This window comes from Pseudomonas sp. CFBP13509 (genome assembly GCF_005233485.1).
Taxonomy (GTDB): domain Bacteria; phylum Pseudomonadota; class Gammaproteobacteria; order Pseudomonadales; family Pseudomonadaceae; genus Aquipseudomonas; species Aquipseudomonas marginalis.
On record NZ_QGAA01000003.1, the window covers coordinates 42,832 to 54,249 of the forward strand.

The window sequence follows — 11,418 nt, forward strand, 5'->3', positions numbered from 1 at the left end:
TCCCACATGGGTCTTGCGGTTACTCGCCGATGGCGGCTTTGTAGCCAGCCGCATCCAGCAGTTTTTCCAGATCAGCCGGGTTGCTTGGCTTGAGCTTGAAGATCCACGCGCCGTAAGGGTCGGAGTTCAGCAGCTCAGGGCTGCCACCCAGCTCCTCGTTGACGGCAATCACTTCACCGGCAACCGGGGCGTAGATATCCGAAGCAGCCTTCACCGACTCAACCACACCCGCCTGGCCTTCGGCTTCAAACGTAGCGCCGACTTCGGCCAACTCAACAAACACCACATCACCCAAAGCTTCCTGAGCATGGTCGGAGATCCCGACGGTCACCGTACCGTCAGCTTCCAGACGGGCCCATTCGTGACTTTCGGCAAAACGCAGGTCGGCAGGGATATCGCTCATAGTCTGTGTCCTCAAGAAGAAATGTCAGCAGCCATTGGCCTGCCGGAAATAGTTAGATCAAGGTTTTGCCATGGCGCACGAAGGTCGGTTTGACCACTCGAACCGGGTACCACTTGCCGCGGATTTCCACTTCGGCCCGATCGGCAGTCGCCGTCGGTACACGCGCCAGGGCAATGGATTTGCTCAGCGTAGGTGAGAAACTACCACTGGTGATCTCCCCTTCGCCAACATTGGCGATGCGAACCACCTGGTGAGCACGTAAAACCCCACGTTCTTCCAGTACCAGCCCGACCAGTTTGAACTGCACACCGGCGGCCAACTCTGCTTCCAGCGCCGCACGCCCGATGAAATTGCGCTCGGCAGGTTCCCAGGCAATGCTCCAGGCCATGTTGGCCGCCAGGGGCGAAACGTTCTGATGGATGTCCTGGCCGTACAGGTTCATGCCGGCTTCCAGCCGCAGGGTGTCCCGCGCGCCGAGGCCTATGGGGGAAATCCCCGCACCGACCAGATCGTTGAAAAAACCCGGCGCCTGATCGGCAGGCAGGACAATTTCCAGGCCGTCTTCACCGGTGTAACCCGTGCGGGCGATAAACCAATCGCCGTCGGCATGCCCTTCAAAGGGCTTGAGCTGGTGGATCAGGGTACCGCGAGACTGGGTGACCAACTCGGCAATCTTCTGCCGGGCGTGGGGACCTTGAATGGCGAGCATGGCCAACTCGGGCCGCTCATGCAGGTGCACCTGATAGCTGCCAAGTTGCGCCTGGATCCAGGCCATGTCCTGGTCTCGGGTGGCGGCGTTGACCACCAGCCGGTATCCGGTCTCGGTGCGGTAGACGATCATGTCGTCCACCACGCCGCCCTGCTCGTTGAGCATGGCGCTGTACAACGCACGGCCACAGCCGTGCAAACGCTCGACATCATTGGCCAGCAGGTGCTGGAGCCAATCCTTGGCCTGGGGGCCGGTGACATCGATCACGGTCATATGAGATACATCGAACACCCCGCAGTCGCGCCGCACCTGATGGTGCTCCTCAACTTGCGAGCCGTAGTGCAAAGGCATATCCCAACCGCCAAAATCGACCATTTTCGCGCCGAGGGCGAGATGCAGGTCATACAGAGGCGTACGCTGTCCCATGGGTTTCTCCTTCCGGGCTTGGCGAAGGTGCGCAGGCCGTTGCCCGTGCCGGACACCTTGAATGACAAGGCCTGCAGCCACGTACAGCGACTCGATCCGAAGGACGGACCGCACCGAATGCCGCGCATTGTAGCCGCAAGCCGTAGGACTGGCACCTAACCGATTGGTCGGGCGGAGCGTCGGATCAGCCCGATGACCGGCAGCAGCCCCACCAGCACCAGCGTCAACGCTGGCAGAGAAGCCCGCGCCCACTCGCCTTCGCTGGTCATTTCAAAGATCCGCACCGCCAGGGTGTCCCAGCCGAACGGGCGCATCAGCAGGGTTGCGGGCATTTCCTTGAGCACGTCTACGAACACCAGCAGTGCTGCACTCAGGGTGCCGGGCAGCAACAGCGGCAGATACACTTTGCAAAACAGTCGCGGCCCACTCACGCCCAAACTACGCGCTGCTTCCGGCAACGAAGGCCGGATGCGCGCCAGGCTGTTTTCCAGCGGCCCGTAGGCCACGGCCAGAAAGCGCACCAGATACGCCAGCACCAGCGCCGACAGACTGCCCAGCAACAATGGCTTGCCCGCCCCGCCGAGCCAGCCGGACAGCGGTACCACCAGCTCACGGTCCAGGTAACTGAACGCCAGCATGATCGACACCGCCAGCACCGAGCCCGGCAAGGCATAGCCGACATTGGCCAGGCTGATACCGGAGCGAATCGCCCGGGTCGGCGCCAGGCGGTTGGCGAAGGCCAGTACCAGCGCCACGCTGACCGTGATCAGCGCGGCAATGCCGCCCAGGTAAAGGGTATGGACGATCAGGCCCGAATAGCGCTCATCCAGGTCGAACCGGCCGCGCTGCCAGAACCAGGCGACCAATTGCAGCATCGGGATGACAAAGGCACAGGCAAACACCAATCCACACCAGGCAGTGGCAGCCGCCGCCTTGAACCCGCGCAAGTGGTACAGCGCCTTGCCCCGTGGCCGTTCATTGCTAGCCCGACTGGCGCCCCGGGCACGCCGTTCGCCATACAGCACCAGCATCACCACCAACAGCAACAGGCTGGCCAGTTGGGCCGCGCTGGACAGACTGAAAAAGCCGTACCAGGTCTTGTAGATAGCGGTGGTGAAGGTATCGAAGTTGAACACCGACACCGCACCGAAATCCGCCAGGGTCTCCATCAGTGCCAACGCCACCCCGGCCCCTATCGCCGGCCGCGCCATGGGCAGGGCCACATGCCAGAATGCCTGCAAGGGCGACTGTCCCAGCACCCGTGCCGCCTCCATCAGGCCCTTGCCCTGGGCGAGGAATGCGCTGCGCGCCAACAGGTACACGTAGGGATAGAACACCAGCACCAGCACAATGATCACGCCGCTGGTGGAGCGCACCCGTGGCAGACGCAAGCCGGTGCCGAACCATTCGCGCAGCAGGGTCTGCACGGGGCCTGAAAAATCCAGCAGGCCGACAAACACGAAAGCCAGCACATAGGCGGGAATGGCAAAGGGCAGCATCAACGCCCAGTCGAGCCAACGCCGGCCGGGGAATTCGCAGAGGCTGGTGAGCCAGGCGAGGCTGACCCCCAACAGGGTTACACCGACGCCGACCCCCAGCCCCAGGGTCAGGGTGTTGCCCAGCAACCGCGGCATCTGGGTTTCCCACAGGTGGGACCAGATTTGCGCGTCGATGCTTTGCCAGGACAGCAACAGCACGCTCAGGGGCAGCAGCACCAGGGCGGCGACGCTGAAGACCGGCAGGTACCAGCGGCGTTGGGCGGGGTGGGCCAAGGGTGGGTTCTCAATAATGAAATCTTCAAATCACCACAATCCAATGTGGGAGGGGCTTGCCCCCGATGTCGGAGTGTCAGTCCACGATGAGTAGACTGACACTCCGACATCGGGGGCAAGCCCCTCCACATTTGGATCTGCGGCGTCCTACAAATTGTACTTAGTTCCAGCCCGCCCGATCCATCAGGCGAATGGCTTCAGCCTGGCGCTTGCCCGCCACTTCCACCGGCAATGTATCCGCCACGAACTTGCCCCAAGTCGCCACTTCAGCCGACGGCGGTACCGCCGGGTTGGCCGGGAATTCCTGGTTCACGTCGGCAAAGATCTTCTGCGCCTCAGGCGTGGTCATCCACTCCACCAATGCCTTGGCGGCTTCCGGGTGTGGCGCGTGTTTGGTCAAGCCGATGCCCGACAGGTTCACATGCACGCCACGGTCGCCCTGGTTCGGCCAGAACAGCTTCACCGCCAGGTCCGGCTTCTGCTTGTGCAGACGGCCGTAGTAGTAGGTATTGACGATACCCACATCGCATTGCCCGGCGTTGATTGCCTCCAGCACCGCGATGTCATCGGAGAACACGTCGGTAGACAGGTTATTCACCCAGCCCTTGACGATTTCTTCGGTCTTGGCCGCGCCGTGGGTTTCGATCAGGGTGGCGGTCAGCGATTGGTTGTAGACCTTTTTCGCCGTGCGCAGGCACAGGCGGCCTTCCCACTGTTTGTCGGCCAGGGCCTCGTAGGTGGTCAGGTCACCCGGTTTGACCCGGTCGGTGGAGTACGCGATGGTCCGCGCGCGCAGGCTCAAACCGGTCCAGGCATGCGCCGAAGAGCGGTATTGCAGGGGAATGTTCTTGTCGATTACCGGCGAGGTGAACGGTTGCAGAATGCCCATTTGCTCGGCCTGCCAGAGGTTGCCGGCATCCACGGTGAGCAGCAGGTCGGCGGTGGCGTTTTCGCCCTCGGCCTTGATGCGCTGCATCAGCGGGGCTTCCTTGTCGGTGATGAACTTCACCTGGACACCGGTCTTTTGGGTGTAGGCGTCGAACACCGGTTTGATCAGTTCGTCGATACGCGAGGAGTAGACCACCACTTCGTCGGCTGCCTGCACGGTGGTGCTGCCGATCAGAGTGAGTGCCAGGGCAGTCAGGAGGCGCTTGGGTGCCAACATGGGGGCGGTCTCTCATTTGCAAAATAAGCGCAAATGATAGGGACTCACATTTGGTAACGCTCGGCGGAGCCGTTACCAAATGTTGCACAAACCTGTCAGGGCTTGGCCAGGTCCGGCAGATCCCCGCTCAACCCGAGGGCCTGGCGCACAAACACGGCCTTGGCATCGGGCATCTGGTCGACCATCTTCAACCCGGCATTACGCAACCAGCGCAGCGGCAGTTGATCGGCCTGGAACAGGCGCTCAAAGCCTTCCATCGCCGCCATCAGGGCCAGGTTATGGGGCATTCGTCGGCGCTCGTAACGGCTGAGCACCTTCACATCGGCCAGACGTTCACCGCGCTCGGTGGCCGACAACAACACTTCGGCCAGCACCGCCGCATCGAGGAAACCCAGGTTGACGCCCTGCCCGGCCAATGGATGGATGACATGGGCGGCGTCGCCGATCAATGCCAGGCCCTCGGCCACATAGCGTTTGGCGTGGCGCTGACGCAAGGGTACGCACACACGCGGATCGGCGCTGACCACGCTACCGAGGCGCCCTTCAAAGGCGCGCTCCAGTTCACGGCAGAAGCTTTCATCATCCAGCGCCATCAGGCGTTCGGATTCAACCGGCGTAGTCGACCAGACGATCGAGCACCAATCTTGCTGCCCGTCCCGCTCCAGCGGCAAAAACGCCAGCGGGCCGGTGTCGGTAAAGCGTTGCCAGGCCGTGCGCTGGTGCGGCTGGCTGCTGCGCACGCTGGTAACGATGGCGTTATGCAGGTAGTCCCATTCACGGGTCGCGGTGCCGGTCAGGCGGCGCACGGCGGAGTTGGCGCCATCGGCGGCCACCACCAGCGGCGCGCGCAATGTGCGGCCATCGGCCAGGGTCAGCAGCCAGTCATCGCCGGAACGGCGCATCTGCTCCAGGCGCGCATTCGCCAGCAGGCCCAGGTCGCAGTCGTGCAGACGCTCGAGCAAGGCATCCTGGACCACACGGTTCTCGACAATATGCCCGAGCACTTCGGCATGCACACTGGCCGCCGAAAAGTGAATCTGCCCGGTGCCGCTGCCGTCCCACACCTGCATCTCGCCGTACGGGCTGGCGCGTCGTTCAACGATGCCATCCCACACACCGAGGCGCTCGAGGATGCGCTGGCTGGCCGCCGACAAGGCACTCACACGGGGTTCGAAGGCCGCCGCGCGGTCGAACGGCTTGACGCTCAGCGGGCTGCCGTCGAGCAGCAACACTTGCAGGCCGCTGCCTTGCAATGCCAGCGCCAGGGCGCTTCCGACCATTCCGGCCCCGACAATCAGCACATCTGCGCGCATGTCCATGCTTTAAGCCTGTCTCGCTGGCGGCTTGCACCGCACGTAAAAGGATTGATAAGTCTCACGCATCGGGACGGGTACCCAGGCCCATGGCCTGACGGGCGAACCAACGCTTGGCCGGTGGCAGCAGGTCCAGGCCCAGCAGGCCCATATTGCGGCCCAGGGCGACCAGCGGTTGCGCGCTGCCAAACAGCCGCGTGACCTGGTCGGAGAAACCCACGGTCAACTTCTGATCCATGCGCTGACGCTCGCGATAAGCCTGCAACGTCGCCAGGTCGCCCGGCACCGCCGGCCCGGCCAGCAAGGCCTCGGCCAAGGCGTGCGCATCACGCAGGGACAGGTTGAACCCCTGCCCGGCAATCGGGTGCAGGCTGTGGGCGGCATTGCCGAGGATCGCCAGGTGCGAGCGCACTTGCTCTTCGGCTTCCACCAGGGTCAACGGATACAGATGACGGGCGCCGACTTGCTTGAGGGTGCCCAGGCGGTAGCCGAACACGCCCTGCAACTCGCTCAGGAAGCTGCGTTCATCGAGACTGGCCAGGCGCTGTGCGTCCATGCCGATACGGGTCCATACCAGTGCGCAACGGTTGTCCGGCAGCGGCAGCAGGGCCATCGGGCCTTCATCGGTGAAACGCTCGAACGCTTCGCCGTTGTGGGCTTCGCTCGGGGTGATGTTGGCGATCAGCGCGCTCTGGTTGTACGGACGGGTTTTCACGCCAATGCCCAGTTGCTCGCGCAGGCCGGAGCGGCCGCCGTCGGCGAGCACCGCGAGGTCGCATTCCAGCACGGTTTCATCGTTGAGGGTCAGGCGGTAGCCATCGGGCAGCGGCTCCATGCGTGTGACTTCCGCCGGGCAGCGCCAACTCACCACGTCCTTGTCCAGGCCTTGCCACAGGCATTGACCGAGCCAGGCGTTTTCCACCACGTAACCGAGGGCTGGCACGCCCTCCTCCATGGCGGACAGTCGCGCGGTGGAGAAGCGCCCACGGTCCGACACATGGATCTGCTTGATCGGCTCGGCGCGGCGCGAGATCTGCTGCCACAGGCCCAGGCGCTGATAAATCTGCCGGGCGCCGTAGGACAGCGCCGAAGACCGCGCATCGTAGCTCGGCTGGTAGCTGTCGCCGGGCGCGAAGGGTTCGATCAGCACGATCTTCCAGCCACGCGCCTTGGCACCGGCCTGCAACGCAAGCGCCAGGCTCGCGCCCACCAGGCCGCCGCCGATAATCGCCAGGTTGACCCGGCTCATCGGGCGGCCGCCATCAGGGCTTCGATTTCAACGACGCTCTTGGGGGCGCCGCCGGTCAGGATTTCACAGCCTTGCTTGGTCACCACCACGTCGTCCTCGATGCGCACGCCAATGCCACGCCATTTCTTCGCTACGGTCTGGTTATCCGGCGAGATGTAGATGCCTGGCTCCACGGTCAGTGCCATGCCGACTTCCAGCACTCGCCATTCGCCACCCACCTTGTACTCGCCGACGTCATGCACATCCATCCCCAGCCAATGGCCAGCGCGATGCATATAAAAGGGTTTGTAGGCTTCACTGGCGATCAGTTCGTCGACGTCGCCCTTCAGCAACCCCAGACTCACCAGCCCGGCAGTGATGACCTGCACCGTCGCCTCGTGGGCCTGGTTCCAATGCTTGTTCGGCGCGATCTCGGCAAAGGCGGCCTCCTGGGAAGCCAGCACGATTTCATAGATCGCCTTCTGTTCCGGCGAAAATTTGCCATTGACCGGCCAGGTGCGTGTGATGTCGCTGGCGTAGCAGTCGATTTCGCAACCGGCATCGATCAGCACCAGGTCACCATCCTTGAGCACGGCGTCATTCTGCTGGTAATGCAGGATGCAGCTGTTGCGCCCGGTGGCGACGATGGAGCCATAGGCCGGCATCTTCGCGCCGCCCTTGCGGAATTCGTAATCCAGCTCGGCTTCCAGGCTGAACTCATGCAAGCCGGCGCGACTGGCCTGCATGGCCTTCACATGGGCCGCGCAGGAAATGCGCGCTGCCTCGCGCATCACCTTCACTTCCGCCGCCGATTTATACAGGCGCATGTCGTGGAGCAGATGATCCAGGGCAACAAACTCGTTCGGTGGCTGGGCGCCAAGGTGCGCTTTGGAGCGGATGACGTTGATCCACTCCATCAGGTGCCGATCGAATTCGGCGTTGCTGCCCATGGCCGAATACACCCGGTCGCGGCCTTCGATCAGGCCGGGCAGGATGTCGTCGATATCGGTGATGGGGAAGGCATCGTCGGCGCCAAAGTCACGGATGGCGCCTTCGGTGCCCGCACGCAGGCCGTCCCACAATTCGCGCTCGGCGTTGCGTTCGCGGCAGAACAGCACGTACTCGCCATGCTGGCGGCCGGGCATCAGCACGATCACAGCTTCCGGTTCAGGGAAACCGCTCAAGTACTGGAAGTCGCTGTCCTGGCGATAGACGTGCTCCACATCGCGATTGCGGATCGCCACGGCGGCAGCCGGCAGGATCGCGATGCTGTTGGGTTCCATCTGCGCCATGAGCGCCTTGCGACGCCGGGTGTATTCCGCTTTGGGGATATGGATCATGGGCAGATTGGCTTCCTTTCTCTATTTAGTGCAGCGAAGGCTTGGGTGCAGCAGGCTCAGCGGACTTCTTGGTCTCGGTGAACAGCAGCAACGGCGCGACGCGCAGGTATTCCATGACTTCCATGTAGTCGCCTTCGCCGTCTTCGGACTCTTCCAGGGCGTCTTGCACCTGGGAGATGGCCGCCAGGTCCTGCAGCACTTCCTTGGCGTCGGTGCTCAGTTCCAGGCCGCCGGCGTTCACGCCGAAACCGTGGAGGAAGCCCTGGCACCATTGGCCCAGTGCGGCGGCGCGTTCGGGGAGCGGTGCATCGTCGGTCGGCAGCAGCAGGACCACGGTGACGTCATCACCGGTCAGTTCGCCCTTGACCATCTCTTGCAGGCCGATAAGCGCGTTACGCACGTTGTCGGTCGGTTCGGTTTCCAGCAGCTCGGCCACATCGGCCAGCCAGTTGTCGGCATCAAAGCCAACACCGGTGCAACTGCGGCCGAGCAGCACGCCATGCAGCTCGGCGGGCGAGCAAGGATGGCCGCTGGTGCTCAGCAGTTTGGAAAAAGCATCGTACGGGGAGTTCTGAATGGGCATGGTGAGCTAGGCGCCAGACGGCGCAATGTCTAGAATGGAGCGCTGTATCCTAGCACCGGCAGACGCACCAAGACTATCGAGGGCGTCAGATCGTTTATCCTGCAGTTGCCATTCATCAGACAAAATCCAGTGGAACCCAATGGAAGACACCGACCTGCAAGCGCTGATGGCCAGACTCGAATTGCTAATTACTCGGGTCGAGCAACTTAAGAGTCAAAACGGACTCCTATTAGCTCAGGAAAAGACCTGGCGCGAGGAACGCGCTCACCTCATTGAAAAAAACGAAATCGCCCGGCGTAAGGTCGAATCGATGATTTCGCGCCTGAAGGCCCTGGAGCAAGACTCATGAGTTCAAGCAATAGCGTCACCGTGCAGATCCTCGACAAAGAATATTCGATCATCTGTCCCCAGGAAGAGCGCAACAACCTGGTGAGCGCCGCCCGCTACCTGGACGGCAAGATGCGCGAAATCCGCAGCAGCGGCAAAGTCATTGGTGCCGACCGCATCGCCGTAATGGCCGCCCTGAACATTACCCACGACCTGCTGCATAAGCAGGAGCGCCCTGACGTACAGGCCAGCGGCTCGACACGTGAGCAGGTGCGCGACCTGCTCGAACGCGTGGACCTGGTGCTTTCCAGCGACACAGAGCAACCCAAGGGCTGATTGCCGCGACTGTTTAAGGTATACTCGCCCCACTCCCTGGCGTGCTTGCCAGTCGGCGATGTCCCGGAGCCGATTCGCACTACCCTGGAAGTTGCACGTTGGGCTGGTGTGCATGTCCGCTAGACGGAAAGCCTTAAAGCCTACTGCTTCTTCCACCTTGAACTTTCGGGTTCAAGGGCTGAGTCGACAGCGGCTCTGTCGGGGAGCCTGAATTCCAGAACTCAATGCCAGTCCCCGGACTGGCATTGTTTTATGAGCCGAAAAACCATGAACGAACCTGCGCCGCTTTCCCGTCCGCACCTTCGACGCATGTTGCGCAAAGCCCGCCGCGCCCTCACGCCAAGCGAGCAGCGCCAGGCCGCCCATGGCCTGTATCGGCAACTGGCACAGCACCCGCTGTTTCGCCGGGCCAAACATATTTCCCTGTATCTACCGACGGACGGTGAAATCGATCCGCGCCTGCTGCTGCGTGCGGCACAGCGCCGGGGCAAGGTCACTTACCTGCCGGTGCTCAGCGCCTGGCCACGGACCAAGATGGTGTTCCAGCGCGTGAAGCCTGGGGAAACCCTGCTGCCCAATCGCTTTCGCATTCTGGAGCCACGGGTCAATGCCAGGCGCCAGCGCAAGGTGTGGGCGCTGGATCTGGTGTTGCTGCCGTTGGTGGGGTTCGATGATGCCGGTGGACGCTTGGGCATGGGCGGCGGTTTCTACGACCGCAGCCTCGCCTACCTGGCGCGTCGCCAGGGCTGGCGCAAGCCGACACTGCTGGGCCTGGCCCATGAATGTCAGAAGGTCGATCGATTGGCACAGGCCAGCTGGGATGTGCCGTTGGCTGGCACCGTTACCGACAGGCAGTGGTATGTCGCAGAAACGCCGCAGGAAGCTACGGCGCCTTGAAGAAGGGTCAGCGCTTGAAGGGTTGCGGCTGCTGCTGAGTCAGTTCAACTGGCGCATCGGTCTTGTTCGACCACAAGCTTTGCGCATACCCGGTGGTCACGACGCCCAGACCAAACAAAATCACCAATATCCATAGTAAATCCGGTTTACGTTGCATCGATTGCCCCCCTTCAGGCATCTCGTACACGATGACAACAACGTTCCAAGTAGTCCGTTGCAGCTGCGTCAAGCTTAAAATCCCGGCATTCTGCGATAACGTGAACCAACACGCAAACCTTGACGCCAACCGACTGTCGGTTTGTCATCAAATTGCCTGACAACTTGCCCACTGCTTTTTCAGGAGCGCAAAAATGGCCTACTGGCTGATGAAATCCGAGCCCGAAGAACTCTCCATCAACGGCCTGGAAACGCTGGGCGAAGCGCGCTGGGACGGGGTCCGCAACTACCAGGCACGCAACTTTCTGCGCGCCATGGCAGTGGGTGACCAATTTTTCTTCTACCACTCCAGTTGCCCCGAGCCCGGCATTGCCGGCATCGGCAAGATCATCGCGGCCGCCTATCCGGACCCTACCGCACTGGAGCCGGACAGCCACTACTTCGACGCCAAGGCCACCCCGGAGAAAAACCCGTGGAGCGCGATCAATGTCGCGCACGTCCAGACCTTTCCCAAGGTGCTGGGCCTGGGCTACCTGAAACAGCAAACCGTCCTCGCCGAATTGCCCCTGGTACAAAAAGGCAGTCGCTTGTCCGTGATGCCGGTCACGGCAGAGCAATGGGCGGCGGTGCTGGCACTGCGCTGACCAGAACCCTGCGGTCACGCTCCCGGCGCATGCATCTGCACCTGAACCGGGTTAGGCTTGCGCTTCATTTGACCGGCATCAACGCCCCTCGGGCTGCCTCGGTCAAACTAGGACGCTAA

General features: G+C 62.3%; 13 protein-coding genes and 1 other RNA gene. 5 read left to right on the forward strand and 9 right to left on the reverse strand.

All coding sequences use genetic code 11. From position 1 onward, the window contains the following. Nucleotides 1–19 precede the first annotated feature (19 nt). The 8 genes from gcvH to PspCFBP13509_RS06090 form a co-directional block, all read right to left on the reverse strand. Nucleotides 20–403, reverse strand: a complete 384-nt coding sequence (gene gcvH, locus PspCFBP13509_RS06055) for a glycine cleavage system protein GcvH (protein ID WP_065926640.1) — start codon at nucleotides 401–403, stop codon at nucleotides 20–22. A 52-nt stretch (nucleotides 404–455) separates the two neighbouring features. Then, the gene (gene gcvT, locus PspCFBP13509_RS06060; protein ID WP_137211696.1) at nucleotides 456–1,538 is read right to left on the reverse strand and encodes a glycine cleavage system aminomethyltransferase GcvT; all 1,083 of its coding nucleotides are present in this window, start codon (nucleotides 1,536–1,538) and stop codon (nucleotides 456–458) included. Nucleotides 1,539–1,693: 155 nt separating this feature from the next. After that, nucleotides 1,694–3,310, reverse strand: a complete 1,617-nt coding sequence (locus PspCFBP13509_RS06065) for an ABC transporter permease (RefSeq protein ID WP_137211697.1) — start codon at nucleotides 3,308–3,310, stop codon at nucleotides 1,694–1,696. A gap of 160 nt (nucleotides 3,311–3,470) precedes the next feature. After that, nucleotides 3,471–4,475 carry an extracellular solute-binding protein gene (locus PspCFBP13509_RS06070; protein WP_053127831.1) on the reverse strand — a complete coding sequence of 335 codons (1,005 nt, stop codon included), beginning with the start codon at nucleotides 4,473–4,475 and terminating at the stop codon, nucleotides 3,471–3,473. Nucleotides 4,476–4,570: 95 nt separating this feature from the next. Further along, a complete protein-coding gene (locus PspCFBP13509_RS06075; protein WP_178084541.1) occupies nucleotides 4,571–5,788 on the reverse strand; it encodes a 2-octaprenyl-3-methyl-6-methoxy-1,4-benzoquinol hydroxylase in 1,218 nt (405 codons plus the stop codon). A 61-nt stretch (nucleotides 5,789–5,849) separates the two neighbouring features. Next, nucleotides 5,850–7,037 (reverse strand): 2-octaprenyl-6-methoxyphenyl hydroxylase, encoded by a 1,188-nt coding sequence (gene ubiH, locus PspCFBP13509_RS06080; RefSeq protein WP_065948761.1) that lies wholly within the window; start codon nucleotides 7,035–7,037, stop codon nucleotides 5,850–5,852. After that, entirely contained in the window at nucleotides 7,034–8,356 is a 1,323-nt protein-coding gene (pepP, locus tag PspCFBP13509_RS06085; RefSeq protein WP_065926645.1) for a Xaa-Pro aminopeptidase, read from the reverse strand. Before pepP ends, ubiH begins: the two co-directional genes overlap by 4 nt. 25 nt (nucleotides 8,357–8,381) lie before the next feature. Beyond that, a complete protein-coding gene (locus tag PspCFBP13509_RS06090) occupies nucleotides 8,382–8,939 on the reverse strand; it encodes a YecA/YgfB family protein (protein WP_137211699.1) in 558 nt (185 codons plus the stop codon). Between the two features lie 139 nt (nucleotides 8,940–9,078). On the opposite strand from PspCFBP13509_RS06090, the gene PspCFBP13509_RS06095 reads away from it, so the two are divergent. The 4 genes from PspCFBP13509_RS06095 to PspCFBP13509_RS06110 all read left to right on the forward strand — a co-directional run bounded on the left by PspCFBP13509_RS06095 (nucleotide 9,079) and on the right by PspCFBP13509_RS06110 (nucleotide 10,499). Next, nucleotides 9,079–9,288, forward strand: a complete 210-nt coding sequence (locus PspCFBP13509_RS06095) for a TIGR02449 family protein (RefSeq protein WP_007982902.1) — start codon at nucleotides 9,079–9,081, stop codon at nucleotides 9,286–9,288. Continuing rightward, on the forward strand, nucleotides 9,285–9,602 hold the full coding sequence (locus tag PspCFBP13509_RS06100; RefSeq protein WP_027608375.1) for a cell division protein ZapA: 318 nt from the start codon (nucleotides 9,285–9,287) through the stop codon (nucleotides 9,600–9,602). Before PspCFBP13509_RS06095 ends, PspCFBP13509_RS06100 begins: the two co-directional genes overlap by 4 nt. 30 nt (nucleotides 9,603–9,632) lie before the next feature. After that, nucleotides 9,633–9,811: non-coding RNA, 6S RNA (gene ssrS, locus PspCFBP13509_RS06105), on the forward strand. Between the two features lie 58 nt (nucleotides 9,812–9,869). Further along, complete coding sequence (locus tag PspCFBP13509_RS06110; RefSeq protein ID WP_065948759.1) at nucleotides 9,870–10,499, forward strand: 5-formyltetrahydrofolate cyclo-ligase; 630 nt, start codon at nucleotides 9,870–9,872, stop codon at nucleotides 10,497–10,499. 7 nt (nucleotides 10,500–10,506) lie between these two features. Here PspCFBP13509_RS06110 and PspCFBP13509_RS31415 read toward each other — a convergent pair whose 3' ends face one another. Continuing rightward, on the reverse strand, nucleotides 10,507–10,728 hold the full coding sequence (locus tag PspCFBP13509_RS31415) for a hypothetical protein (protein ID WP_162556796.1): 222 nt from the start codon (nucleotides 10,726–10,728) through the stop codon (nucleotides 10,507–10,509). A 121-nt stretch (nucleotides 10,729–10,849) separates the two neighbouring features. Between PspCFBP13509_RS31415 and PspCFBP13509_RS06120 the strand changes: the two genes are divergently transcribed. Next, entirely contained in the window at nucleotides 10,850–11,299 is a 450-nt protein-coding gene (locus PspCFBP13509_RS06120; protein WP_137211700.1) for an EVE domain-containing protein, read from the forward strand. Nucleotides 11,300–11,418: the final 119 nt, after the last annotated feature.